Consider the following 25,751-nt stretch of genomic DNA (forward strand, 5'->3'; position numbering starts at 1 on the left):
AACCAGTACAGATTGCCGCAAAAAACGGCATGCAGATACCGTTTTAGCGGATCTGTATGTTAAACAAAAGTTGTTTTTGCATCTGTATTGCACAGGCCGATTTCCAGGATGATAACCCCACTGGCACAGTGAGGAGAGCATCATGGAATTCTACGAGAACCGTTCAAAACGTCCGTTCGTCGTATTTGTCTGGATCGGCAAAACGATCCGCAACTGGTATCGCATCAACCGGACCCGCCGCATCCTGAGCCAGATGAGCGACGAGCAGCTCAGGGACGTAGGGTTATCGCGACATGATGTATAACGCGGATCGTAGGCCGGTTAAGGCGCAGCCGCCACCCGGCGATGTTCAGCTCAACAGTTCAAGCGTCTGCCGTTTCGGCCTTTCCAGTAAATCCACCGCCTCCTGATACGTCCGCACGTTGTTATAGCCCATCACCAGCCCGTAGCGTTTGCCCGAGCCGCGATACCACGCTGAGAGGGCATTTACCTGGAGCTGGTGTTCCTGCCAGCAGCGGGCAATCTCCCGGTCCGCGCTTCCCTTTGCGAGAAACGCGACAATATGCATCCCGCCGTCGTTTTGTTCGGTGAAGAACAGGTCACCATAGACCTCACGCAGGGCGGCTATCATCCAGTCGCGGCGGGTCTGATAGAGGGCGCGCATCTTCTTGAGGTGGCGAAAAAAATGCCCCTCGTTGAGAAACGCGGTGAGGATCTTTTGCGTCAGGATTGGCTGGCCGCTGGTGAGGATGTCCGCGCAGTCGGTAAACGCGTCGACAGTGCTGGCGGGCATCACCACGTAGCCCATGCGCAGCGACGGCATGATGGTTTTACTGAAGGTGCCCATAAAGATCACCTTGTCATGCTGGTCGAGGCTCTTTAGCGACGGCAGCACCTTGCGGGTGTAGTGAAACTCTCCGTCGTAATCGTCTTCGACGATCCACGCCTCGTTCTGGCTGGCCCAGTCTAGCAGCTGCTGCTTGCGCGGCAGGGAGAGCGTTACCGCCAGCGGGCTCTGGTGCGACGGGGTGACAATGGCGAAACGGGCATCGGGGTGATTGCGCAGCAGGTAGTCCGTATCCATCCCTGCGCGATCGACCGGCACGGTGTGCAGGCGGGGCACAATCCGCTTGAGCAGTTGCTGGCCCATAAAATAGCCCGGATCCTCAAACACCACCTTGTCGCTGCGGCTGGCGAGCGTGTCGAGGATCAGGCGCAGGCTGCCGCTGTAGCCGCTGGTAATCAGCACCTGTTCCGCAGTGCAGGATAACCCGCGCGAGATATTCAGATAGCGGGCAATCGCCTCGCGCAGCGGATACCAGCCCAGCACCGGCGGATTGAGCATTTCATCCTGACGCATGGCGCGCGTCGCCTGGCCCGCCAGCAGCAGCCATTTTTTGTAGGGGAAGCTGTCGAGCGCGGGAATGCCGGGACGCAAAAAACCGGCCCGTTCGCGCTGGCTAATCAACGACGGTGGCAGCGTGCCGGTCGCTTGTTCTGCGGGGGCGTTTTGCGCGGGCAGCAGAAGATCCGGGTTCACCCGCGTCCCGCGCGCGCCCTGGCTTACCAGATACCCTTCCCCCGTCAGAATGGCATAGGCCGTTTCAACGGTTTTTCGCGCGACCTTCAGCTCTTCCGCCAGCACGCGGATGGCAGGCACCTTGTCGCCGGGCTTCAGGACGCCGCGCGTGATGTTATCGCGGTAGCGGGTATAAATCTCGTGATAGCCTGGCTTCATGTCCTACCTCATTTCATGTTTTTTGTGTCTTTTTACTATGTCATTAACGGCGTAGATTTGCCTCATCGCATGACAAAAACGGCAAAAAAAGAGGAAAGACAATGAGCACTCGCGTAAACCACCACAAAGCCACACCTGCACTCGCCAACGCGCTTTCCGCCCTGAGCATGGAAGTGGCGAAAACCTCCATTGACCCGGCGCTGAAGCACCTGATCGACATCCGCGTGTCGCAGCTGAACGGCTGTACCTTCTGCCTGGATATGCATTCGAAAGAGGCCAAAATTGCCGGCGAGCGCGAGCTGCGCCTGTACCATCTGGCGGCATGGCGCGAATCCCCGCTGTTCAGCGCCCGCGAGAAAGCCGCGCTGGCCTTCACCGAAGCGCTGACCCAGATTGGCGTTCACGGGGTGAGCGACGCGCTGTACCGCAGCGTGGCGGAGCACTTCTCGGACGTGGAGATTTCAGAGCTGAACTTCGCCATTGTCGCGATCAACGCCTGGAACCGCCTGGGCATTACCTCCCGCATGGAGCCGGGCTCGCTGGATGCGGCATATGGGCTGAATAAGGCTAACCTGGAATAATCCCGATAACGTTGCGCTTACCGGGCCTGCAAAACACCGTAGGCCGGATAAGCGCAGCGCCATCCGGCAAACACTTCGCTCCATACCGAAGCATCCACATCATTAGTCCTGCATTCTCTCCATAACATCACAACGGAGAGACCTTCATGATCGCAGTCATTTTCGAAGCCAAAGCCGCGCCGGCGCATCAGGCGCGCTATTTGCAGCTCGCGGCTGAACTTAAACCCCTGCTGGCGGATGTTGACGGCTTTATCGATATCGAACGTTTCAAGAGCCTGACCACCGACGGAAAAACTCTCTCGCTCTCATGGTGGCGGGACGAAGAGGCTATCCGCAACTGGAAGCAGAACGTTTTTCATCAGGCCGCGCAGGCGGAAGGCCGGGAGTCGATTTTCTCTTTCTACCGTATTCGCGTGGCGCAGCTGGTGCGGGAGTTCAGTTCCGAAACCGGAGGACACGTTTATGTATGACGTTCATGTGGTTTTCAACGACGGGCCCGGCGAGCTGGCGCGCTTTGGACAGCTGTTGGGGCGCAACGACGTGGGGCTTGAGGGGGGCGGCGTTTTCGGTACGGAAGCCCATTTTCTGGTGGAGGACGGGGAAAAAGCCCGCCGCGTGCTGATGGAGGCCGGGTTTACCGTGCAGGCGGTGCGCAGGCCGGTTATCAGAAAACTCAGGCAGGAGCGCCCCGGCGAGCTGGGTGAAATTGCGGCGGCGCTGGCAGCGCGCGGCGTGTCTATCCTTACTCAGTACAGCGACCATGCGAATCACCTTATTCTGCTGACGGATGATGATAAGCTGGCCGCAAAGATCACCGAGTCCTGGGCAACATATGTTAAAAACGAGCCAACCTCCTGAGAACAGTGCGGCGCTGGAACAGGCCATTGCGGCGGTGGCGGCGGCAATGGCCGATCCGTCGCGCGTGAAAATGCTCTGTGCGTTGATGGACGGGCGGGCATGGACCGCGACCGAACTGAGCACCGCGGCGGACGTTGCGCCGTCGACCGCCAGCGGGCATCTCGCCCGGCTTGTGGACGGTAAACTGATTACCTGTCTGTCTCAGGGGCGGCATCGCTACTATCGCCTGGCGGGGCACGACGTGGCGGAGTTAGTCGAGCAGATGATGGGGCTTTCCTGGCGCCGCATTGCGCCGCCGGAAACCACCGCGCCGAAGGCCATGCGGGAGGCGCGGACCTGCTACGACCATCTGGCGGGCGCGGTGGCGGTAAAGATCTACGATTTCATGCAGGCGGAAGGCTGGCTGGAGGCAGACGGTTCAGCGCTCACGCCGTATGGTCGGGAGCAGTTTCTGACGCTCGGCGTTTCGTTGAACGCTCACCCGCGCCGCAAAGTCTGCTGCGCCTGCCTGGACTGGAGCGAGCGGCGGTTTCATCTCGGAGGCGAAGCCGGCGCGGCGCTGCTTATTTATCTGGAAAGCAAAGGGTGGATCCAGCGGGTGGCGGGGTACAGGGAGGTGGTGGTAACGGTGTCGGGGAAACGTGCCGTTCAGAGACTTTTTAGCCGCTAAGCTCCGCTGCGGGCTGATGCCCTCACCCCGGCCCTCTCCCACAGGGAGAGGGAGAATTTCATTTTCGCAATTCCTGCGCTTTAACTTCTCGTTTCTTGATACTTACCCTGATAACTATTATCGTAATGGCGTATTACGAGAGGATTCCCCATGCGTGAAGAAGATCTGTTTAGCCGCAGGCCGATGGGCATGCGGATGGCGATGATCGTGCGTCAGTGGCGCGCCGTCATCGACGACGCCATTCTCGACACCGGGTTAACCCAGTCGAGCTGGACGGTGATGATGCAGCTTCATCAGCTCGGGGATAACGTCTCGGTCAGCGAGCTGGCGGAAGTGCAGGGTATCGAACTGCCCCCGCTGATGCGCACGCTGACGCAGCTGGAAAAGCAGGGTTATCTGCTGCGCACCGTCTCGCCATACGACAAGCGTATCCGGCTGCTGACGCTGACGCCCGAGGGCAAAGCCATCCTTGCAAGGCTCACTCAGGTGATCGAGACGTTTCAGGCGCGCGTATCGCAAAACATCGCGCCGGAACATATCGACATTTTCAGCGCCACACTCAATCAAATCGCCTGCAATTTGCGGACAATCCGCGAAGAAGATAATAAGACCGAAAAATAATGACTCCTGAACAAAAGTTTGCCCGCTGGGTAAGGGTGAGTATTGCCTCTTTCCTGCTGATGTTTGTCTACTTTATCGTCGCGGATATCTGGATCCCGCTGACGCCGGACTCCACCGTGATGCGCGTGGTGACCCCGGTGTCCGCGCGCGTCTCCGGCTATGTGGCGGCGGTACATGTCCACAATAACAGCCAGGTCAAGAAAGGCGATCTGCTGTTTGAGCTCGACCCCACGCCGTTTCGCAATAAGGTCGAAGCGGCGCAAATCGCGCTGGAGCAGGCGCGTCTGTCTAACGATCAGCTGGACGCGCAGATCGCCGCGGCGCAGGCCAGCCTGAAAACCGCCGTGCTGACGGCGCGTAACGACAAGGTGACCTTCGACCGCTACCAGAAACTGAGCACCTTGCAGAACGTGTCGCAGGCGGATCTGGATAAAGTCCGCACCACCTGGCAGAGCAGCGAGCAGTCCGTCAGCTCGATTCAGGCGAATATTCATAACCTGCGCATTCAGCGCGGCGAGCGGGACGAGCACCGTAACGTGACGCTGCAAAAATACCGTAACGCGCTGGATGACGCGGAGCTGAACCTTGGCTGGACGAAGGTCTACGCCGAGGCGGACGGTACGGTCAGTAATCTGCAACTTAGCCCCGGTTTTTACGCCGCGTCCGGTTCGGCCGCGCTGGCGCTGGTGAACACCCAGACCGATATCGTGGCGGATTTCCGCGAGAAGAGCCTGCGTCATACCCACCAGGGGACCGACGCCGCCGTGGTGTTTGACGCCTTCCCGGGGCAGGTCTTCCGCGCCCACGTGACCAGCAGCGACGCGGGGATCCTCGCAGGCCAGGAGGCGGTGAACGGCCAACTTTCTGAACCGGAAACGTCCAACCGCTGGGTGCGTGATGCCCAGCGTATGCGCATTCACGTGGCGCTGGATGAAGCCTTACCGAAGCCGCTGCCGACCGGCGCGCGCGCCACCGTGCAGCTCTATAATAGCGAAGGGCCGTTTGCGCGATTCTTCTCCGGAATGCAAATCCATCTGGTGAGCCTGCTTCACTATGTCTATTAGCACCCTGGCGCGGGTCTTTACCCCGCATGGCAACATTGTCTATACGGCAAACGACTTTCGCCAGACCCTGCGCATCGTCTTCGCCGGGATGATTGCGCTGAGCATTTCGAGCTTCTACAACACCAGCTACGGCGTATTCTTCGTGGTCTACCCGATCATGCTCCTCTCGCTGGTGCCGGTATTTAACCGCCACGTGGCGAAGCAGTTTATCTTCAGCGCGTCGCTGAACTGCGTCGAAATGGTGATTATCATCGGCTATTTGTCGCAATGGCCGGTCATTATGACGCTGGTGGTGTTCGCCCTGTACGTGATGCGTTTTCGCTTTATGAGCAAGGGGCCGCTGTTCCTGTTCGGTTCAATGGGCGTGGTATGCCAGAGCGTGATGCTCAACTTTATGAGCTACCCCACCACTAACTGGCACACGCTTTTGTTCTCAAACATCGAAGCGAGCGTGATGGCGGTGTGTCTGAGCGCGCTGATGAATTACCTGCTGCCGGACGTTGAGCCGCGTAAGCCGCCGCCGCTGATCGAGAAAAACGATGCCCGCGTGCGCCACGAGTCGCTGCTCTCCGGCACCGTGGCGACGCTGATTTTCGTGGTTTTCCAGATAAGCGATCTCAGCGATTCCCTGTCGGCGCTGATGGCGGGCATTCTGATCCTGTTCCCGATGCACTATCGCGGCTCGGTGATCAGCTCTATCTGGCGCGTGGTCGGCGTGGTGCTGGGGTGTCTCTATATCCTCGTCGTTCAGCTTATTCTGTACGATCACAGCAGCCATATGCTGCTGATGATGCCGCTGATCGGCCTTGGGCTGGCGTTTGGGGCACGTCTGCACGTGATGGAGAAGGTTGGCGCCGGGGTAGGCTTCGCCAGTATTACCACCATCGGCATCATGTTCGGACAGAACATGCACCCGGACAGCGACCTGGTGTTCAGCGATCTGTACCGCATTACCTCCGTCACCTTCGCGCTGGTGGTCACCCTGACGATGGTCTTTCTGGTGCACCTGATCCTGAACCGCTTTGAAGCGACGCGCTACGTTATCGCGCCGCCAAAAGCGGATTAGTGCGCCAGCACGGCGGGCAGTTGCGAGAGTAAAAACAGGATCAGGCCAATCGTCCCGCCTACCAAGGTGCCGTTGACGCGGATAAACTGTAGGTCTTTGCCTATGTTAAGCTCGATCTGACGTGACATATCTTTGGCGTCCCAGCTTTTCACCGTGTCGCTGATATGGCGCGTCAGGAACGCCGCAAAATCCGGCGCGACGCGGTGCGCCGCCTGCTCCAGATGCTCGTTCAGCGACGCGCGCAGGCTGGCATCATTCGACAGCGTCTCACCAAACCACAGCCCGGCGTTGGCAATGCGCTGCTTCACGCGCGAGTCCTCGCTTTGCATATCCGCCTTCAGCCACTGGCGCAGGTCGGCCCACATTTCACCCAGATAACGGTTAAACGCTTCATCATTCTTCAGATAGTGCTTAATGTTGTCGGCTTTGGCCGCCATCTCCGGGTCGTTTTTCAGGTTATCGATAAGCTTCAGCGTGGCGCGGTCAAATGCCCGGCGGATCTGGTGCGTGCGGTCGTGGCTGATATCGTCCAGCAGCGTGTTAACCGCGTTCGACACCATCTCTGCGCTCTGATCGCCCAGCCACTCGGTGGGCAGCACCATCGCCTTGCGGGGGTGCTCGGTCTTCAGCCAGTGGACAATCTGGTCAGAGATAAACTCCCGCGTGCTTTCCCGCTGAATCAGCGTAATCAGGCGGTTGATGATGGCGTCCAGCAGCACCTGATGGCGGTTGTTTTTAGTCATGCTTTCCAGCATCACGGCGCTGGTTTCGGTGAAATCGACCTTGTCGATAGCCTTATGCACCGCGCGTTTGAGCAGGCGCTGAATGCGCCCGTCGTCGGTCAGCTCAAGAAAACCGCTCATCACCTGCATCAGATGCAGCCCGACGCGCTGGGCGTTGTCGGGCTTGCTGAACCAGGCACCAATCATCTGCGCCGGCTCGTAGCGGCGAATTAACGCGACCAGCGACTGGGTATCCAGAAACTTCTCCTGCACGAACTGGCCGAGATTGTCGCCAATCCGGTCCTTATTGCGCGGGATGATTGCCGTATGGCGTGAAATGAACGGAATGGGCACCCTGCGAAACAGCGCGACGACGGCAAACCAGTCCGCCAGCGCGCCGACCATTGCCGCCTCGGCAATGGCCTTCACGCCGCGTACCCAGAAGGTCTGCGGCAGAAACAGGGTGGTGATAAAGGCCGCAGCGGCAATCAGCAGCAGCGACAGCGCAAGAAGCTTGGCGCGTTTGAGTTCAGCTATTTTTTCCATGGGTTAAGGATAGAGGGAGACGGGGGGAATGTGCAAAAACCGCCACAGCACCCACCCACCAAACCCCATCAGCACCACGCCCGCCGTGCGCTCAATCCACCACAGCGAACGGCTAAGCTTCTGTTGCACCGCCGATAGCCCCATCATCGACACCAGTGCCAGATCCCACACCAGCACCACCGTCACCATCCAGACGCCGCACGTTGTCTGCTGAAGCAGCGTGACGTCCGGACCGAGTAACGCCGTCATCAGCGCCAGGTAGAACAGCGCGTTCTTCGGATTTAACAGCGCCGACCCCAGCCCCAGCAGGATCTGCTTCATCAAAGAAGGGCACCGCTGTCGGGTTTCTGCAAGCGCCAGCGCCTGCGGTTGGCTGCGCACCAGATGCGAGCCGATCCACAGCAGATACAGCGCCCCGCAAAGCTCTATCAGCGTAAACAGCCAGGCAAACTGGCGCAGTGCGCTCCAGCCGATAATCACCAGTAAGATATACAGCCCGTTACCCGCGGCGATACCGAAGCACAACCCGGCGCTGCCGCGCAGTCGGTAGCGCGCGGCGTAGCCCACCAGCAGGAAGAAGTCCGGGCCCGGGCTTAACAGGGCGACAAAATGCGCCAGCGCCAGGGCGAGAAAAGCGGAAGGGAAGAACAGTTCCATAGCAACCTCGGTTAACAATCTGAGGTCAGCCTACGGTGATGCAAACGCTATTTATTGTCAGATATTGATCGGCCTGTCGCATACTGACGCGGCGTGGCCGCGGTATAGCTGACAAAGGTCTTATGAAAATGGCTCTGGTCGGCAAACCCGCTCTGGTAGCCGACGTCGGCAATGTCGTCTCCGGCACGCAGCCGCGCTTTGGCGAACTCCACGCGGGAGACGTTGAGAAAGCTGACCGGCGTCAGGCCGGTGTCCTGCCGGAAGGTGCGGATCAGCGTCTCTTTGCGCAGCGAGAATCGTTGCGCAAGTTCGTCAAGCGAAGGCGGTGCGGCCAGGTCGGCAAGAAATGCCTGCTGAAGGTGCTGACTGGTAGAGCGAAGCGCGTCTGCGTTTTCCACGCAGCGGGGAAGAGCAGAAAGTAGCGTGTCCACGGATGCAGGTGACATCGTCTCAACAACATCAAGGTAGCGCTTGAAGAGCGCAGGGTCGCGAATCACCTGGAACGCCACGGGAAGATCGGTGTCGATATAGAGCATATGGTAGCTGCGCGGTTGCCCGTTGACGGGGTTGCAGCTGTGCGGCGCGTAAGCCGGGATGACAATGAGATCGCCGGGGTTCAGGATAAACTCTCTGCCATGACTGACGCAGCAGGTCTGGCCTTCCATAATCGCGCCGATGGAGAGCTGCGGATGACAATGACGTTTGTACGCCCGGGTGCTCTGCCATGTACTACGCAGCTCAAGACCTGCGGCGCGATGAAATGTCTGGCGGATGTGGCGGGTATCGGTCATAAGAGCTCCAGTGATGAGCTTTTTTTATACCATGTATGCGCCTGCCCTGGCAGCGTCTTACTAAGAACCTTCCGTATATACCCAACTTTACCTTCATAGCCAGTCACATTGACTACCCTTAATACCCTAAGCGGTAAAACAAGGAGATTCGATATGGCTTACCAGACAGTAAATCCTGCCACCAACCAGCTCATCAAAGAATACCCCTCACATACCGACGCGGATGTAGAAGCGGCGCTGAAGGCGGCCGATGCGCTCTATCATTCTGACTGGGCCAAAGGCGACATCAGTCAGCGCCTGCCGGTACTGCATAAGCTTGCCGACCTGATCGACGAGCGCACCGAGGAGCTGGCGAAAATTGCCAGTCAGGAGATGGGTAAGCTCATCGAACAAAGCCGCGGCGAAGTGAAGCTGTGCGCGCAAATTGCCCGCTACTATGCGGACAATGCGAAGCAGTTCCTGGCCCCGGTGAAATATCCGTCTGAACTCGGGGAAGCGTGGGTGGAACATCACCCCATCGGCGTGCTGATGGCCGTAGAGCCGTGGAACTTCCCGTACTATCAGCTGATGCGCGTTCTGGCGCCAAACCTGGCGGCGGGTAACCCGGTGATCGCCAAGCACGCCAGCATCGTGCCGCACTGTGCCGAGACCTTTGCCCACCTGGTACGTGAGGCGGGCGCGCCGGAAGGAGCGTGGACCAACCTGTTTATCTCGTCCGATCAGGTAGCGAACATCATCGCCGACGATCGCGTACAGGGTGCCGCATTAACCGGCTCCGAAAAAGCGGGTAGCGTGGTTGCGGCGCAGGCAGCGAAGCACATCAAAAAATCGACCCTTGAACTGGGCGGGAACGACGTGTTCGTGGTGCTGGACGATGCGGACCTGGAGAAGGCCGTGAAGATCGGCGTTAACGCGCGGCTTAATAACGCCGGGCAGGTCTGTACCGCAGCGAAGCGCTTTATCCTGCACGAGAGCATCGCAGACGCGTTCCTCGAGAAATTCACCGAGGCATTTAAGCAGGTGAAGATTGGCGATCCGCTGGACGAAAGCACTACGCTGGGGCCGCTGTCGTCGAAAGACGCGCTTGAAACATTGACCAAACAGGTCAACGAGGCGGTGAAAAACGGCGCAACGCTGCACTTTGGCGGTAAACCAGTACAGCGTGACGGGAGCTTCTTCGAACCGACGATCCTGACGAATATATCACGTGAGAACCCGGCGTACTTCGAAGAGTTCTTTGGCCCGGTGGCGCAGATCTACGTAGTGAAAAATGACGACGAGGCGGTTGCTCTGGCGAACGACTCGCACTACGGTCTGGGCGGCGCGGTGTTCAGCCAGGATATCGAGCGCGCGAAGAAAATGGCGTCGCGTATTGAGACCGGGATGGTGTACATCAACTGGCTCACCGATACGGCGGCAGAACTGCCGTTCGGCGGCGTAAAACGTTCGGGTTACGGACGCGAGCTGTCGGACCTGGGGATCAAAGAGTTTGTGAACCAGAAGCTGGTGGTTGTTCGCAAGTAATGTCGGACATAAAAAAACCTGCCATCCGGCAGGTTTTTTATTAACAGTCTCATCGCCTTTCTTGCCGGGTGGCGCTGCGCTTACCCGGCCTACAATGTGCAATAATTTTACTTTATTGCACCCTTCATTGTAGGCCCGCGCAAGCGTAGCGCTGCCGGGCGAAACGGGCAATCAGTCTTAGAAGGACACGCCGCCGCCAACATATGCGCCGTCAATCAGCGTGTGGTTTGGACGACCGTCTTTGCCATCAACGCTCACGTGGCGGTAGCCCACTTTCAGCGTAACCGGTTTGACCGGGGTCCAGCTTACGCCGCCGTTAGCTTCAACGTAGTTCTTCACGCTGTTGTTCAGGCCGTCTGGCGCAACGTAGCCTTCACCGAATACCTTGATGCTGTCGGTCAGGGCAACGTTCACACCGCCGCCGACCGGGAACGCCACGCCGTTATCGCCTTTCTTCGGGCCAACGTAGAGGGCCTTAGCGCCTGCGTTCAGCATCACCGGGCCGACCTCGAAGTTGTAGCCTGCACCCACGCCACCGGTCGTGGTGCCGTCGTCGGTGTTTTTCAGCCAGTTACCTTCGGTGTACAGACCAGAGGTAGATTTGCCCATTTCCACATTCAGGTTGGTAAAGTTTTTACCCTGCTCAATGCTGCCGCCCATTGCCAGTGCGGAGCCCGATACGGCGGTGAGAGCAGAAAGGATGAGAACGTTAAGCTTTTTCATGAGTGTTTCCTCGTCATCAAATTAATCTGAGGGCACCTTAACAAGGGATGTTTATGACTGCAAATGTGATGTGTATCGCAGTTTTATGCTGTTTTTGTTGGGTTTTTTAATCTTAAATGTTGATGAGATGTTTTTATAGCAAATCGTCAATCCCCATTCCATTCGCGTTTAGGGAAAGTTTATATTTTTGGCTAAACGTTTAATGAACGAGGCGAAGAAAGCCGTTTGAGGTGAATTAATTAAGTTTCTAATAATTTCCAAAAATATTTCAGCTGTCACAGATAAAGACAGAGGTTTACATTTCTGGTGATTGCTATACGTATTTCTTTGCCGATCCGCTGTCGTTACATGTCATTTTTCTGACACGTTTCTTCATTACGTTGTTGGCTTCGCTTACTGGGTGCTAACAATATGAAAAGAAAAATCATTCCTGTGCTAATCGGTTGTGTGCTCTCTTTCTCTGCCCTGGCGGAACAGCCAACCGCGGAGCGCTACGTCGTCAGCTTCCCCGAAGGATCGCATGTTAAATACAGCGGTGCGTTTGCCAGCGCGTTTCCGAACGGGCTTCCTGTGGGGGTGGGTTCTGGTTTGCTGTTCACCGGCAAGCAGGGCGATACCCTGACCTTCGCGACCGTGACCGATCGCGGTCCAAACGCCGACGCGCCAAAGAAGGGCAAAAACGAAGCCAAAATTTTTGTTACGCCGGATTTCGCTCCGCTCTTGATGACCATCCGCGTGCAGAACGGCAAAGCGGAGGCCGTCGATGCTCGCCCGCTGCATGATGATAAAGGCGAGATTAACGGCCTGCCGCTGGAAAGCGGCGTGATTGGCTCGACCAATGAAGTGGCGTTCAGCGACACCTTAAACGTGCTCAAAGGCGATAACCGCGGGCTGGATACGGAAGGCATCACGCCGGACGGGAAGGGCGGTTACTGGCTGTGCGATGAGTATGGTCCGTTCCTGATCAATATCGACAGCAAAGGGAAAATTCTCGCGATCCACGGCCCGCAGGCGACGGAAGGGGAGAAATCCATTGCGGGCGGTCTGCCAAACATCATCAAATGGCGCCAGGCGAACCGTGGTTTTGAGGGCCTGACCCGGATGCCGGACGGGCGCATTATCGCCGCCGTGCAAAGCACGCTGGATATCGACGGTAAGAGCAAAAAGCAGGCGCTGTTTACGCGTCTGGTTAGCTTCGATCCGGCGACCGGGAAAACCGCGATGTACGGTTACCCCGTTGACAGCGCAGCCTACAGCAAAAACAGCGACGCTAAAATCGGCGATATCGTGGCGCTGGATAATCATACTATCCTGCTGATTGAACAGGGTGAGGATAAAAACGACGCAATGCGTAACCTCATCTACAAGGTGGATCTGAGCAAAGCGAGCGACCTGACCGCCTTCGACAAGCCGGGCGACTACCCGGAGTTTGACGATGAGAAAACGCTGGCGCAGCGCGGCATTACCCTTGCTGCAAAAACGCAGGTGGTCGATCTGCGCGCGCTGGGCTGGCAGCAGGAAAAGGCCGAAGGACTGGCACTGATAGACGGCAAAACGCTTGCGGTGGCGAACGATAACGACTTTGGCGTGAAGGTCGCGATGCAGAACCCGGTCGACGGCAAGAAGCTGAAGGATTATCGGGTAAACGCGGGAGGCAAGCTGACGCTGGATGACAAACCGGTGGAGACCACGCTCAGCGTGAAGCCGCTGAAGAAGCCGGAATCTGACAGCGAATTGTGGATTGTGACGCTGCCGGAGGCGTTGAAATAATACCAGGGCTTACCCCTCACCCTAGCCCTCTCCCCAAAGGGGAGAGGGGATTGTTCGGGGCAGACATTTATTGGACAGCTAAATCGTCTTAACGCTCTTTTCCCAGGTTTCGACCAGATGATCTCGCAGGCTTCCGGTCCCGTGCATTGTTACCAAAAGATTCTGTCGCGCGCGGGTAAAGCCGACGTAAAGGCGCTTGATATCGTCACTCAGATCTTCACTTTCCCTTTCCTTTGCCGCATCCATAATGGCGACCGAGTTAAACTCAAGCCCCTTGCTGCTGGGCAGCGGCATGACGCAGAGGTAATCATTCTGCGGAGACCAGTGCTTTTTATCATCGCTGGAGACAATCATCTGGTATGGGATCTTACGGGCTTCAAGCCTTGGCGCGAGCATGCCTGAAATGCTGTAGGTTGAGGGGCACAGTATGGCAATTTCCGACCATGGAACACCCTGCTGTCGCTGCTCTGTGACCCAATCCAGGACGCGTGTAATCTCCTCGTCCTGATTATCAAAACTGGCAAGCGCCGGATACTTCCCGGACAATCCTCCTGCGGCAGGCTGCTGGTATTTGAGGGAAGCTTCTATGTGATTATTGAGATAATTAAATGCTACGCTGCTGGCGAAATGGAGTATTTGCCGGGTGTTGCGATAATTGGTATCCAGAATAGTTGTGCGGCCCTGAGCCTTTATATCGACGCTGGACAGGGTAAAATCGAGCGCTTTCTTTTTCTGATAAATTGACTGAGCATCATCGTACAGGAAAAGCAAGGAGCTATCTTTATTGTCCGGCATTTTGGCGAGGATCTTTAGCCACTCCGGCTTAAAATCGTGTCCTTCATCTATCAAAACGGCGCTGTACTGCTCCGGTTTGATCGCTCCCTCTTCAAATGCCTCCGTCAGCGCATTTTCCATCAGTTCAATAAAGTTTTTGCTCTTAGGTGGCAGACGCCGATGCGCTTTTAATTGCTGATAACACCAGGCGTGGAAATGGGTAATTTCGACTGGAAGCCTGAGGCTGTGCTGTTCGAGCTGCGCTTTCAGCTTTTTAGCCAGCGTAATGTTGTAGCAAATCACCAGTATCGGTTTAGTGTTTTCAATGTTGTTGGCAAGTTCAATACAGCGGTGGTGCAAAATAAGCGTTTTGCCGGAGCCTGCCACGCCGTGAATAACCCGGTGTCCGGCTCCCATGCTTCGGGCCAGCTGCTCCTGATTCCTGTCCATCATGCAAACCACATCGGGAGTATGGAAGGTAAAATGATCCAGATCGACTCGCGTCACGGACGCGTTAATGCGTACGTCGGGATAAAGATGCCAGCGAATGCGGTCGAGCTGTTGTGGCGTAGTATGATGAACGAAGCGATGTCTGAGAAGGGATTCGAGCCGGGCGGAGATCTGCTCTCGGGTCATAAACTCGGTGAGTTCATCTTTGCAAATCACCTGGCTGGCGGGCAATATTTCATTCAGCTCGTCGGGTGTAAAATTCTTTTCCAGCTGCGCCCGGGTGATATTGCTCAAGTACACCCCGTATCCGTACGGCATGATAAAACTGCCCTCATAATCACCCTGCTGCTGGCGAAGCAGAGGATCTTTCTTCAGGCTGTCGATGATGTGGAAGGTATATTGTCGAACCTGTTCGAGCGGGTTTTTCAGCGGCTCAATGCCGTTTTTGGTCTCGTAATCAATATGCGTTTTATTCGCGGATTTTATTTTCGTGATAAACCAGTCTTTCACCTCAATAAACAACAAACCTTTTTCGGGTGCCAGAATCACAAAGTCAGGATGCTCTTGCCTGTCTCCCATTCGGGTGTCGTACCAGCAGGTACACTGTCCGCTGAGCCCACCCTCCAGAAGCCTTGCCAGCCTTTTTTCTCCGGCCGTTATCTTCTCACTACAGCTGCTGATTGTGGGAATAATGATTGCCATAATACGCCTACCAATTCATGAAAATTATATAATCCCATTCAATTAATATTTCAGACAATATTAATTGAAGCATGATTTGTTATTATTAAGGACATTAACAGACAATATGGCAAACAGAAAGCGCGATACGAGCAAATCTGCCTCAGAAAAATACGCTCCCTTTCGCGCGGACAAGGGAGTGGCTATTTACTTTTTCAGCCCCGCAAACGCTGCCCGAATCTCCTCTTCCGGCAGCTGTATTCCAATAAACACCATCACGCTGTGCGGCGCTTCATCGCCCCACGGGCGGTCCCAGTCGGCGCTGTACAGGCGCTGTACGCCCTGAAACAGCAGGCGGTTTGGCTCGCCGTCGATCCACAGCATCCCTTTGTAACGCAGCAGCTTGTCGGCAAACGACAGCAGCAGGTTCTCCATTACGCGGGAGACGTCGCTGATATCCACCGGGTAATCCAGCTCCACCACTATCGACGCCACGTCGTTTTGCCTGTCTCCCATAAAGTGGAAGCGCGGTTTCGTGGTGACGTTCTCTTCCAGCATAAAGCCGTTGGTGTTGAACAGCTGTGACAGGTCGATATCGCCGTGCGTTACCGTGTAAATCGGCGCGCGCGAGTTAATGCGCGTCAGGCGCTCGCGGAGTTTTTCGCTGTCGCCCGCCACGTCGGTTTTGGTCAGCAGGATGCGGTCGGCGTAGCCAACCTGAGACTGGGCGATGGTGAACTGGTTCATCTGCTCGTCGGCGTGGACCGCATCCACCAGCGCGATGACGCCGTCCAGCAGGTAGCGCTGGCACAAAATGTCATGAGAGAAGAAGGTCTGGATAATCGGGCCCGGGTCGGCCATGCCGGTGCATTCGATCACCAGACGGTCAAAGTCGATGTCGCCGCGATCGCGGCTGTCGAGCAGATCCAGCAGGGCGTCTTCCAGCTCGTTAGAGCGGGTGCAGCAGATACAGCCGTTGGTCAGGGTTTTGATTTGCGTGGCGCGATCGCCAATCAGCTGGTCGTCCACCGAGACTTCACCGAACTCGTTTTCGATCACGGCGATGTTGAAGCCGTGCTGCTCGTTCAGGATGTGGCGCAGCAGGGTGGTTTTGCCTGCGCCGAGAAAACCGGTCAGCAGGGTAACGGCAATCGGGGTCATGGTCTCTCCTTTAGCAGCAGCGGACGCCGCCTTCTCCACTTCCGCCATAGCGCGCTTCCTGACGCTCGCGGAAGAATTCGGTGTAGGTCATGTACGGCTTATCCGGATGGTTGGTCTTCATATGCTCAACGTAGTTGTCATAGTCCGGAATGCCAATCAGCATCTTCGCCGCCTGACCGAGGTATTTTTTCGCTTCGCCTAAATTACCAAACATAATGCATCCTGATAAGACAAAGCCCGGTGGCGCTACGCTTACCGGGCCTACAGTACCGTTGTAGGGCGGGTCAGCGTAGCGCCACCCGCCATTTTTTTAATGGTGTGAAGAGGTCTTCACGCCGCCTTCCGGCACTGGCACGTACGGGGTCTCTTTATCCGTACGGCCATCGGCGTTGCGCACTTTCATCCAGGTTTTGATGCCGTAGAAGATAATGCTGTACACCACCACCAGGAACAGAATGCTCAGACCCGCGTTGGTATAGTTGTTCACCACGATATGGTTCATGTTGGCAATCTGCTGCGCGGTCAGATCCGCGCCGCCTGCGGCAATCTTCTCTTTGTACTGGTTTGCCATGAAGAAGAAGCCTTCCAGCTGCGGGTTGGTGCTGAACAGTTTCAGACCCAGCGCCCAGGTGGTGCAGAGCAGCAGCCAAAGCGCAGGAACCACGGTCACCCAGATGTATTCGGTGCGTTTCATCTTCACGAGAACAACGGTGCCCAGCACCAGAGCTACGGCTGCGAGCATCTGGTTTGAGATGCCGAACAGCGGCCACAGGCTTTTCACGCCGCCCAGCGGGTCGACAACGCCCTGATACAGCAGGTAACCCCACAGGCCTACGCAGCCCGCCGTACCCAGAACACCCGCCACCAGAGAGTCGGTTTTCTTCAGGAATGGCACGAAGTTGCCCAGCAGATCCTGCAACATAAAGCGGCCTGCACGAGTACCGGCATCCAGCGCGGTGAGGATGAACAGCGCTTCGAACAGAATACCGAAGTGGTACCAGAAGCCCATGTCCGCCCACGGCAGCACTTTGTGGAACACGTGTGCGATACCTACCGCCAGCGTCGGCGCGCCACCGGCACGGTTCAGCACGGACGGTTCGCCGATGTCTTTCGCGGTCTGCATGATCTGCTCAGGCGAGATCACGAAGCCCCAGGAGCTGACGGTTGCCGCCGCGTGTGCGCTGGCCTCTTTCAGCTGGGCCATGATCAGCGCGGTATTTTCGCCGCCCATCTCATGCAGGTTTGGCATGGTGATGCCAAGACCCGCCGGTGGAGTGTTCATCGCGAAGTACAGGCCTGGCTCGATAATCGACGCCGCTACCAGCGCCATGATCGCCACGAAGGACTCCATCAGCATCGCGCCGTAACCGATAAAGCGCGCGTCGGTTTCGTTGGCCATCAGCTTCGGCGTGGTGCCGGAAGCGATCAGCGCATGGAAGCCCGAAACGGCGCCGCAGGCGATGGTGATAAACAGGAACGGGAACAGGGCGCCTTTCCACAGCGGACCGGTACCATCAATGTACTGGGTCACCGCCGGCATTTTCAGCTCCGGGTTGATGATCACAATCCCGATCGCCAGCCCGACGATCACGCCGATTTTCAGGAAGGTTGCCAGGTAGTCACGCGGAGCCAGAATCAGCCACACCGGCAGCAGGGCGGAGATAAACGCGTACCCGATCAGCGCGAAGGTGATGGTGGTATCCTTGAAGGTCAGCGCCGGGCCCCAGTACGGGTCGTGCGCAATCACGCCGCCGAAGTAGATCGAGGCGACCAGCAGCACGATACCAATGACCGACACTTCACCCACACGGCCCGGGCGCAGGAAGCGCATGTAGATGCCCATGAACAGCGCAATCGGTACGGTCGAGCAGACGGTGAAGACACCCCACGGACTTTCGGCCAGCGCTTTCACCACGATCAGCGCCAGCACCGCGAGGATGATGATCATGATCAGGAAGCAGCCGAAGAGGGCGATAGTGCCCGGCACGCGGCCCATCTCTTCTTTGATCATCTCGCCCAGCGACGAACCGTTACGGCGCGAGGAGATAAACAGCACCATAAAGTCCTGCACCGCCCCCGCCAGCACCACGCCCGCCAGCAGCCAGAGCGTGCCCGGCAGGTAGCCCATCTGCGCGGCCAGCACCGGGCCGACCAGCGGACCCGCGCCTGCAATGGCGGCAAAGTGGTGACCAAACAGCACGTAGCGGTTGGTTGGCACGTAGTTCAGGCCGTCATTGTTAATGACCGCAGGGGTGGCGCGCGTCGGGTCGAGCTTCATGACCTTTTGCGCGATGTATAAGCTGTAGTAGCGATAAGCCACAAGGTAGACGGAAACCGACGCGACCACGATCCACAGGGCGCTGACGTGCTCGCCCCGGCGCAATGCGACAACCGCCAGACAGAAAGCACCGAGGATCCCGAGTAAGGCCCAGGGCACGTGCTTGAGTAGTTTTTTAGTATCCATAGTAAGACCTGGTTTTTTATGTAAAGAAAAAAGGGTCAGGGTTCGTTGTGAGGAGGTATTGATTAATGCTGGAGCGATCGTGCCAGATCCCCGCGCGCGTAAAGCACGGTAAATGGGTGAGTGGTTGAAAGCGATGCGTGAGCGGTCGAAAGCGGGGGCGAGTGGTTAAGGCTCACCCCCGGCGGAAAGAAATATGTGATTGAGATCACTAAGGATAATCTGGCGCTTCGGGCGTGGCCGTTCACGCCTGTGCGGAAACGCAGCGCTTTTTGTGCAACGGGATCAAACTGCGGCTTCCATCTCCATCATCACCGGATGGAAACGGCGTTTGAAGTAGATCAGGCCGTGCCCCTCGCTGCTGAGAATGATGTTTTTTATTTCCACGAGATAGACCAGATGGGTGCCGATAGTTTGCACCTGGGTTATCTCCCCTTCCAGACTTGCCAGCGCGCCTTTCAGCACCGGCTGCGCCAGTGGGCCTTTCTGCCAGCAGGAGAGCGCGAAGCGCTCCTCCATGGCCATGCCCGTCATCCCGGCAAAGTGGCGGGCCATGATCTCCTGCTCGTGGTTCAGCACGTTGACGCACAGTTTGCCGTTGCCCTGAAAGACCGGGTTCATGGCGCTGTTGGCGTTGATGCAGACCATGACCGAGGGCGGGGTATCCGTTACCGAACAGACCGCAGTGGCGGTAATACCGCAGCGACCAGCGTCGCCCTCGGTGGTGACCACATTGACCGCCGCCGACAGGCTGGCCATCGCGTCGCGAAAACGCAGGCGTTCTTCAGATTGCATTGAAACCTCCCGCTGCGCTATTTCAGCAGCTTATCCAGCATGTTGATATCAGTGTTGTTGTGCAGGTGCGGCACGGTCCAGCCGTGCTGGTCGTATTCGGACATGCAACGGTCAACCATCGCCATCATCTTGTCCATGTTGCCGGAGCTTTGCGCCTGACGCAGGCATTGCAGGCGGATCTCGTCCTGGCTTCCGGAGTAGTTAATCTCGTACAGCTCGTGGCGACCGCCAAACTCGCTGCCGATGGCGTCCCACATCAGTTTCAAAATCTTGATGCGCTCGACGTGATCCATCCCGTTGGAGCCGCGCACGTACTTCGCCAGATACTGGTCGATCTGCGGGTTGTTCAGGTCCCGCGCGCTGGACGGCAGGTAGATCAGCCCGGAGGTCACGTTGCGTTCGATGATGTTCTTGATCTTCGCGTAGGCCATTGGCGCCATCACGCGGTAGGTCTGCAACGCCGCGTGGTCAGGCAGGTACGCGCCGTTCACCCACGGCGTCGCTTCGGAGCACATGGAGTCGCTCAAGGCCCAGAACATGTTGCGCCACGCCACCACTTCGCCGAGATCCGCCTGCACGCCGCGAAACTCCAGGGTGCCGGTGCACTCCAGGGATTTTTTCAGCAGGGCGGTGATGAAGTCGAGCTTCACCGCCAGGCGCACGCAGGCCTGAAGCGGATACATGCGGGCGAAGCCGCCCTCCATCGTCCAGCGACGGCAGCGGTCGAAGTCGCGGTAGATCAGCACGTTTTCCCACGGGATCAGCACGTGATCCATCACCAGAATGGCGTCGTTCTCGTCGAAGCGACTGGAGAGCGGATAGTCATACGGGGATCCGGTCGCGCCTGCCACCATCTCGTACGAGGCGCGGGAGATCAGCTTCACCCCTTCGGCGTCCATGGGGGCGACGAACATCAGCGCGAAGTCCGGGTTTTCGCCCATCACCTGCGCGGAGCCAAAACCGATCATGTTGTAGTGGGTCAACGCCGAGTTGGTCGCCACCACCTTCGCGCCGCTGACAACGATCCCGGCGTCGGTCTCTTTCTCCAGCTTGATGTAAACGTCCTTCACCTCGTCCGCCGGCTTATGGCGATCGATCGGCGGGTTGACGATGGCGTGGTTAAAGTACAGGCCGGTTTCCTGAATGCGGGTGTACCAGTTGCGGGCGTTCTGCTCGAACTGACCGTAGAAGGCAGGGTTCGCGCCCAGCGCGCAGCCGAACGCCGCTTTGTAGTCCGGCGTGCGCCCCATCCAGCCGTAGCTCAGGCGCGACCACTCGGCGATGGCGTCGCGCTGCTGGCGCAGATCGTCGGCGCTTTTCGCCACGCGGAAAAATTTGTGGGTGTAGCCGCCGCTGCCGGTGTCGGTGCCCCAGCACAGCGTATCCTGCATGTCTGGCTTGTGCAGGGCGTCGTACATCTGGGCGATAGACGCCGCCGCATTGCGAAATGCCGGGTGGGTAGTGACGTCCTTAACGCGCTCGCCGTAGATATAAATCTCACGGCCATCTTGCAGGCTTTTTAAATACTCTTCGCCGGTTAACGGACGTTTGGCATCAGCGCGGAAATCTTCAGGCTTCATAGGGACCTCGTATCGGAAGATGGTTGTTAAATTAATGTTTTGTTTTTGTTGTTTAATTGAAGCGTGAGAGGGGCGGAACGTGAAGGGACGATTAGGACAACGGCGGGTACTTTTCGGGCGGGATTGGAATTTGTGATCTGTGCGGGTTTTTGGCGGGTGGCGCTGCGCTTACCCGCCCTACATACCGCGATGCGCTCAGGAAACCGGTACTTTCTGCGCCCGATACGCGCTGGGCGAGCAGCCCGTCAGGCGATTGAAAAAGCGGGCGAAATAGGCCGGATCTTTAAATCCCAGCTGCCAGGCAATCTCGCTGACCGCGCTGTCGGAAAACAGCAGCAGGCGCCTGGCCTCGCGCAGCTGCCGGTCGAAGATCAGCCGTTTCGGCGAGCGGTTGGCGAAGCGGCGACAGATGTCCGTCAGGCGGGATTCGGTGAGGTGCAGTTCGCTGGCGTATTCCGGTACCGTCCAGTGCTGGTGATAGTGGGTATCGATCAGCTGGGTAAAGCGCTGAAACAGCTTCAGCTCGCCGCGCATGCCGCTGGCCGCGTGGTCGTCGAGCTTCGCATTGCGCAGCAGCAGGGTAAAGACCGCCTGCGCCAGAAGGACCAGCGTATGCTCACGGCCCGGCAGCTGTGCCGTGGATTCCCGGGCGATGAGCTGCCAGTAGTGCTTCAGCGCCGCCAGCTCGTCAGGCTTGTCGGCAAGCGACAGGCAGATCCCCGGCAGGCCGAACGCTTCCCGCGTGCCGGGGTAGAGCACTTCTAACAGCGGCCAGATGAGATCCTCGCGCACCGTCAGCACGTGGCCGTCGCTGTCGGATTCGGTGATAAACGCGTGCGGCACCGACGGCGGCGTCAGCACAAACAGCGGCGCCTGCACCGAATAGCGGTGGTCGTCGAGCTGGAGCTCAATCTGCCCGGTGTCGAGAAAGTGCATCTGAAAATACTGGTCGTGACGGTGCGCCTGCATGTCGCGGCCAAAAAAGGCCGCCATGCGGGCGAACGATTGATAGTGCACGTCGTCGGTGCCCAGACTTTCGTCGTACTCCTTGCTGATATCAATGTTGGCGATAGGGCTCTGGCACATGCTCGTTCCTCTGTTGAACCCGCTGCGTCATCGGGATGCGCGTCAGCACCAGCGCGCCGACCACCAGCAGACCCGCCACGAACCACAGCCCGGAGCTGAAGCTGCCGGTCGCGTCGCGCAGAATACCAATCAGCAGCGGGCTGACGGCGGATCCAACGTTGCCGATGGCGTTGATCACCGCCAGCGCCACCGCGCGGGATTGCAGGCTAATAACCTGGTCCGGTGTGGTCCAGAATATCGCCATGGCGGTAAACGATCCGGTTGAGGCCATGATGATGCCAAGCAGTTGGATCAGGCTGTGATCCGTCGCGGAGGCCAGCATCCATCCCGCCGCTGCAAACAGGTACGGCAGGATGGTGTGCTTTTTTCGCTCTTTCAGCCTGTCGGAGCGGCGACTCCACCAGATCATCCCGAGAATGGTACAAAACTGCGGGATCGCCGCCAGCAGGCCAATCACGATATTGCTGCTGCCGGTGTTGAAGCTTTGCAGGATCTGCGGCGTCCAGATGTTGATCGCACTCAGCGTATTGGTCAGACAGAAGTAGGCCAGCGTGTAGAGCAGAACGGCGGGCGTAAGCACCTCGCGAAGCGTCGATCGCGGCGTGACGGCCTGGGCGATGGCAACCTCCTGCTCGCGGGCGATCATCGTTTTCAGCGCCTGCTTTTCGTCTTCATCCAGCCAGGTGGCCTGATCCGGCGTGTCGTTGAGGTAAAACCAGGTCACTACGCCGAGCACCACCGACGGCAATCCCTCCAGCAGAAACAGCCACTGCCAGCCCTTCAGGTTCCACAGCCCGTCCATCGCCAGAATATACCCGGAGAGGATCGAGCCAAGCATCATGGTCACCGGCATGGCGATCATAAACAGCGCGTTGGCGCGGGCGCGGTGATAGGCCGGAAACCACCAGGTGAGATAGACCAGAATCCCCGGCAGGAAACCGGCTTCCGCAATGCCCACCAGCATGCGCAGGACGTAAAGCGTTTCGGGGCTGGTGGCGAACATAGTGCAGGTGGAGGCGATGCCCCACACCACCATGATCCCGGCGATCCAGCGGCGCGCGCCGACCTTCGCCAGCATGATGTTGCTGGGGATCCCGCACAGCACGTAGGTGACGTAAAACAGCGTCGCGGCCAGGCCAAACATGGTCGACGTGAGGCCCAGATCTTTGCCCATCGTCAGACCGGCAAAGCCGATGTTGATGCGATCGAGAAACGAGAAAACAAACAGGATAAAGAGAAACACGATCAAACGACGGAACAGCTTATTGATTGCGCGATGTTCTACATCTTTATTATGCAGGGTTGAGGTCGTCATGTTGCGCTCCACATCGTACGTTTAGTAGACGGATTTATTGTTATCAACTGCTGTGGTGACGTCGGTAAAGCGGACCGCCAGCGCTTCGGCGCTGCGGGCGAGCAGGGTGGTATCCACACCGACCGCCACAAACAATGCGCCGAGGCCGAGATAGCGTTTCGCCAGCTGTTCATTCGCCATCAGGATGCCGGGCGCTTTACCCGCGCTGAGGATCTGGGCGATCGCCTGCTCAATGGCGGCCTGCACCTCCGGGTGCTGTGGGTTGCCGGCAAAGCCCATGTCGGCGCTCAGATCCGCCGGGCCGATAAACACGCCGTCCACCCCTTCCACGTCCAGGATCTGCGGCAGGTTTTTCAGCGCCTCGCGGGTTTCGATTTGCACCAGCACGCACATGGCGTCGTTAGCCTGATGCAGATAGTCCGGGATGCGGTTCCAGCGCGACGCGCGTGCCAGGGCGCTGCCGACGCCGCGAATGCCCGCAGGCGGGTAGCGGGTGGCGCTTACCGCCAGCCGCGCCTCGTCAGCGTTTTGCACCATCGGCACCAGCAGGGTTTGCGCCCCCACGTCCAGCAGCTGCTTGATCTGCACCGGATCGTTCCACGACGGGCGCACTACCGGCTGGCTGGGATAAGGGGCGATGGCCTGGAGCTGGGTCAGGACGGTCTGCACGCTGTTCGGCGCGTGCTCGCCGTCGATCAGCAGCCAGTCAAAACCGGCTCCGGCCAGCAGCTCGGCGCTGTAGCTGCTGGTCAGCCCCAGCCATAAGCCGATTTGCGGACGGCCCGCCTTTAGCGCCGCTTTGAATGCGTTTTGCATGATCGCCTCCTTACACAAAGCGACAGCTGATGGAGCCCATGTTGCCGTAGTCAACATGGAAGGTGTCGCCTCTGCTGGCGGCAACCGGACGGGTAAACGAGCCGCCGAGGATGATTTGTCCGGGCTCAAGCTGCACGTCGTACGGCGCGAGCTTGTTCGCCAGCCACGCCACGCCGTTCGCCGGGTGATTAAGCACGCCAGCGGCGACGCCGGTCTCTTCGATCACGCCGTTGCGATAGAGCAGGGCGGAGATCCAGCGCAGATCCAGCGCGTCGGGCTTAATCGGACGACCGCCGAGGATCACCCCGGCGTTGGCGGCGTTGTCGGAGATGGTGTCGAACACCTTGCGCGGTCGCTGGGTCTCCGGGTCAACGTTGTGGCAGCGGGCGTCGATCAGCTCCAGCGCGGGGATCACGTAGTCCGTGGCGTTGTAAACGTCGAAGATTGTGCAGTTCGGGCCGCGCAGCGGTTTTGCCAGCACGAAGGCCAGCTCCACTTCAATGCGCGGGACGATAAAGCGGTCAACGGGGATGTCGCTGCCGTCGTGGAAGAACATGTCGTCCAGCAGCGCGCCGTAGTCCGGCTCGCTGATCTGCGAGCTGGCCTGCATCGCCTTCGAGGTGAGGCCAATCTTGTGGCCTTTCAGCACGCGACCTTCGGCAATTTTCAGGCTCACCCATTCGCGCTGTACGGCGTAGGCGTCTTCAATCGTGATCTCCGGGTACTCCAGCGAGATCGCGCGGATCTGCTCCCGGGACTGTTCCGCCTGATGCAGGCGGTGGGCGATCAGGGTATGGGTGTGTTTGTCGAGCATGGCGTATCCTTTGTGCGGCTGTTGCCGGGTGGCGCGTAGCGATCCCGGCCTACGTTCGAGCCGTTGTAGGCCCGGTAAGCGAAGCGCCACCGGGCGAAAAAGATGTCTACTTAAACAACGCGTGTACGTTGTTTTGTTTGTAGTTGAGCGTCGGATCGAGTTCTTCCATGGCGAACGACAGCGCCAGATAGCGCTCCGCCATCAGCGCCGCGAAATGGGTTTTGATCAGCGTAAACAGCATCTCTCCCACGGCTTCACGGCTCTCCAGGCTCCGGCCCGCGCCGATCTTTAGCGTCATATGCACAAAGGCGTAATCATGCTTACCGTCCGCCATCTGCCAGGTGTCCAGCCAGTGGGCGCGGCTGCGGATGCCGCCGAGCGGGAAGATCCCCGTGGCAGCCAGCGCCTCGTTCACTTTGGCGAACAGCCCCGGCAGGTCGGCTTGCGCGCGGATGTTGTCGGTACATTCAGCAATAAAGTGCGGCAT

26 protein-coding genes are annotated in these 25,751 nt (G+C 58.1%); 10 read left to right on the forward strand and 16 right to left on the reverse strand.

What is annotated here, in order from left to right; genetic code table 11:
• Nucleotides 1–142: 142 nt before the first annotated feature.
• Nucleotides 143–304 carry a DUF1127 domain-containing protein gene (locus IM267_RS18005; RefSeq protein WP_107534623.1) on the forward strand — a complete coding sequence of 54 codons (162 nt, stop codon included), beginning with the start codon at nucleotides 143–145 and terminating at the stop codon, nucleotides 302–304.
• Nucleotides 305–349: 45 nt separating this feature from the next.
• Here IM267_RS18005 and IM267_RS18010 read toward each other — a convergent pair whose 3' ends face one another.
• On the reverse strand, nucleotides 350–1,738 hold the full coding sequence (locus IM267_RS18010; RefSeq protein ID WP_193033977.1) for a PLP-dependent aminotransferase family protein: 1,389 nt from the start codon (nucleotides 1,736–1,738) through the stop codon (nucleotides 350–352).
• A gap of 101 nt (nucleotides 1,739–1,839) precedes the next feature.
• On the opposite strand from IM267_RS18010, the gene IM267_RS18015 reads away from it, so the two are divergent.
• From IM267_RS18015 to IM267_RS18045, 7 genes are all read left to right on the forward strand, one after another.
• On the forward strand, nucleotides 1,840–2,319 hold the full coding sequence (locus IM267_RS18015) for a carboxymuconolactone decarboxylase family protein (RefSeq protein ID WP_010427243.1): 480 nt from the start codon (nucleotides 1,840–1,842) through the stop codon (nucleotides 2,317–2,319).
• Nucleotides 2,320–2,465: 146 nt separating this feature from the next.
• Nucleotides 2,466–2,789, forward strand: coding sequence for an antibiotic biosynthesis monooxygenase (locus IM267_RS18020; RefSeq protein WP_193033978.1), 324 nt, complete (start codon nucleotides 2,466–2,468; stop codon nucleotides 2,787–2,789).
• On the forward strand, nucleotides 2,782–3,177 hold the full coding sequence (locus IM267_RS18025; protein WP_193033979.1) for an amino acid-binding protein: 396 nt from the start codon (nucleotides 2,782–2,784) through the stop codon (nucleotides 3,175–3,177). Before IM267_RS18020 ends, IM267_RS18025 begins: the two co-directional genes overlap by 8 nt.
• On the forward strand, nucleotides 3,152–3,847 hold the full coding sequence (locus tag IM267_RS18030; RefSeq protein ID WP_193033980.1) for a helix-turn-helix transcriptional regulator: 696 nt from the start codon (nucleotides 3,152–3,154) through the stop codon (nucleotides 3,845–3,847). Before IM267_RS18025 ends, IM267_RS18030 begins: the two co-directional genes overlap by 26 nt.
• Nucleotides 3,848–3,997: 150 nt before the next feature.
• Nucleotides 3,998–4,468, forward strand: coding sequence for a MarR family winged helix-turn-helix transcriptional regulator (locus tag IM267_RS18035; RefSeq protein ID WP_193033981.1), 471 nt, complete (start codon nucleotides 3,998–4,000; stop codon nucleotides 4,466–4,468).
• Nucleotides 4,465–5,532 (forward strand): HlyD family secretion protein, encoded by a 1,068-nt coding sequence (locus IM267_RS18040; protein ID WP_102750128.1) that lies wholly within the window; start codon nucleotides 4,465–4,467, stop codon nucleotides 5,530–5,532. The genes IM267_RS18035 and IM267_RS18040 overlap by 4 nt, the downstream gene beginning before the upstream one ends.
• The gene (locus IM267_RS18045; protein WP_063867348.1) at nucleotides 5,522–6,598 is read left to right on the forward strand and encodes a DUF2955 domain-containing protein; all 1,077 of its coding nucleotides are present in this window, start codon (nucleotides 5,522–5,524) and stop codon (nucleotides 6,596–6,598) included. The genes IM267_RS18040 and IM267_RS18045 overlap by 11 nt, the downstream gene beginning before the upstream one ends.
• Here the strand turns inward: IM267_RS18045 and IM267_RS18050 are convergent.
• From IM267_RS18050 to IM267_RS18060, 3 genes are read right to left on the reverse strand one after another with little or no spacing between them, the layout of a single operon-like run.
• Nucleotides 6,595–7,866, reverse strand: coding sequence for a DUF445 domain-containing protein (locus IM267_RS18050; protein ID WP_107534626.1), 1,272 nt, complete (start codon nucleotides 7,864–7,866; stop codon nucleotides 6,595–6,597). The genes IM267_RS18045 and IM267_RS18050 overlap by 4 nt on opposite strands.
• A gap of 3 nt (nucleotides 7,867–7,869) precedes the next feature.
• Nucleotides 7,870–8,523 (reverse strand): LysE family translocator, encoded by a 654-nt coding sequence (locus tag IM267_RS18055; protein WP_063867352.1) that lies wholly within the window; start codon nucleotides 8,521–8,523, stop codon nucleotides 7,870–7,872.
• Nucleotides 8,524–8,570: 47 nt separating this feature from the next.
• Nucleotides 8,571–9,314 (reverse strand): AraC family transcriptional regulator, encoded by a 744-nt coding sequence (locus tag IM267_RS18060; protein WP_193033982.1) that lies wholly within the window; start codon nucleotides 9,312–9,314, stop codon nucleotides 8,571–8,573.
• Nucleotides 9,315–9,467: 153 nt separating this feature from the next.
• On the opposite strand from IM267_RS18060, the gene IM267_RS18065 reads away from it, so the two are divergent.
• Nucleotides 9,468–10,838 (forward strand): NAD-dependent succinate-semialdehyde dehydrogenase, encoded by a 1,371-nt coding sequence (locus tag IM267_RS18065; protein ID WP_063867356.1) that lies wholly within the window; start codon nucleotides 9,468–9,470, stop codon nucleotides 10,836–10,838.
• Nucleotides 10,839–11,015: 177 nt separating this feature from the next.
• Here the strand turns inward: IM267_RS18065 and IM267_RS18070 are convergent, their stop codons facing one another.
• Nucleotides 11,016–11,561, reverse strand: coding sequence for a YfaZ family outer membrane protein (locus IM267_RS18070; RefSeq protein WP_063867357.1), 546 nt, complete (start codon nucleotides 11,559–11,561; stop codon nucleotides 11,016–11,018).
• Between the two features lie 411 nt (nucleotides 11,562–11,972).
• Between IM267_RS18070 and IM267_RS18075 the strand changes: the two genes are divergently transcribed.
• Nucleotides 11,973–13,331: an esterase-like activity of phytase family protein gene (locus IM267_RS18075; protein WP_193033983.1), complete on the forward strand. Its 1,359-nt coding sequence runs from the start codon at nucleotides 11,973–11,975 to the stop codon at nucleotides 13,329–13,331.
• A 78-nt stretch (nucleotides 13,332–13,409) separates the two neighbouring features.
• Here the strand turns inward: IM267_RS18075 and IM267_RS18080 are convergent, their stop codons facing one another.
• The 11 genes from IM267_RS18080 to IM267_RS18130 all read right to left on the reverse strand — a co-directional run bounded on the left by IM267_RS18080 (nucleotide 13,410) and on the right by IM267_RS18130 (nucleotide 25,751).
• Complete coding sequence (locus IM267_RS18080) at nucleotides 13,410–15,257, reverse strand: 3'-5' exonuclease (protein ID WP_193033984.1); 1,848 nt, start codon at nucleotides 15,255–15,257, stop codon at nucleotides 13,410–13,412.
• Between the two features lie 186 nt (nucleotides 15,258–15,443).
• A complete protein-coding gene (yjiA, locus tag IM267_RS18085; protein WP_193033985.1) occupies nucleotides 15,444–16,397 on the reverse strand; it encodes a GTPase in 954 nt (317 codons plus the stop codon).
• A 10-nt stretch (nucleotides 16,398–16,407) separates the two neighbouring features.
• Nucleotides 16,408–16,611 (reverse strand): YbdD/YjiX family protein, encoded by a 204-nt coding sequence (locus IM267_RS18090; RefSeq protein ID WP_003856610.1) that lies wholly within the window; start codon nucleotides 16,609–16,611, stop codon nucleotides 16,408–16,410.
• Nucleotides 16,612–16,707: 96 nt separating this feature from the next.
• Nucleotides 16,708–18,861 carry a carbon starvation CstA family protein gene (locus tag IM267_RS18095; RefSeq protein ID WP_193033986.1) on the reverse strand — a complete coding sequence of 718 codons (2,154 nt, stop codon included), beginning with the start codon at nucleotides 18,859–18,861 and terminating at the stop codon, nucleotides 16,708–16,710.
• Nucleotides 18,862–19,143: 282 nt separating this feature from the next.
• The gene (locus IM267_RS18100; protein WP_003856606.1) at nucleotides 19,144–19,653 is read right to left on the reverse strand and encodes a 4-hydroxyphenylacetate 3-monooxygenase reductase subunit; all 510 of its coding nucleotides are present in this window, start codon (nucleotides 19,651–19,653) and stop codon (nucleotides 19,144–19,146) included.
• Between the two features lie 17 nt (nucleotides 19,654–19,670).
• A complete protein-coding gene (gene hpaB, locus IM267_RS18105) occupies nucleotides 19,671–21,233 on the reverse strand; it encodes a 4-hydroxyphenylacetate 3-monooxygenase, oxygenase component (protein WP_102750121.1) in 1,563 nt (520 codons plus the stop codon).
• Nucleotides 21,234–21,428: 195 nt separating this feature from the next.
• Nucleotides 21,429–22,319 (reverse strand): 4-hydroxyphenylacetate catabolism regulatory protein HpaA, encoded by an 891-nt coding sequence (gene hpaA / locus IM267_RS18110; protein WP_047363639.1) that lies wholly within the window; start codon nucleotides 22,317–22,319, stop codon nucleotides 21,429–21,431.
• Nucleotides 22,291–23,634, reverse strand: coding sequence for a 4-hydroxyphenylacetate permease (gene hpaX, locus IM267_RS18115; RefSeq protein WP_193033987.1), 1,344 nt, complete (start codon nucleotides 23,632–23,634; stop codon nucleotides 22,291–22,293). Before hpaX ends, hpaA begins: the two co-directional genes overlap by 29 nt.
• 21 nt (nucleotides 23,635–23,655) lie before the next feature.
• The gene (gene hpaI / locus IM267_RS18120) at nucleotides 23,656–24,450 is read right to left on the reverse strand and encodes a 4-hydroxy-2-oxoheptanedioate aldolase (protein WP_193033988.1); all 795 of its coding nucleotides are present in this window, start codon (nucleotides 24,448–24,450) and stop codon (nucleotides 23,656–23,658) included.
• Nucleotides 24,451–24,460: 10 nt separating this feature from the next.
• The gene (hpaH, locus tag IM267_RS18125; protein WP_045259529.1) at nucleotides 24,461–25,264 is read right to left on the reverse strand and encodes a 2-oxo-hept-4-ene-1,7-dioate hydratase; all 804 of its coding nucleotides are present in this window, start codon (nucleotides 25,262–25,264) and stop codon (nucleotides 24,461–24,463) included.
• A gap of 106 nt (nucleotides 25,265–25,370) precedes the next feature.
• Nucleotides 25,371–25,751: a 5-carboxymethyl-2-hydroxymuconate Delta-isomerase gene (locus IM267_RS18130; RefSeq protein WP_102750119.1), complete on the reverse strand. Its 381-nt coding sequence runs from the start codon at nucleotides 25,749–25,751 to the stop codon at nucleotides 25,371–25,373.

Source organism: Enterobacter cloacae complex sp. P15RS (genome assembly GCF_014895905.1).
GTDB classification, from domain to species: Bacteria; Pseudomonadota; Gammaproteobacteria; order Enterobacterales; family Enterobacteriaceae; genus Enterobacter; species Enterobacter quasihormaechei.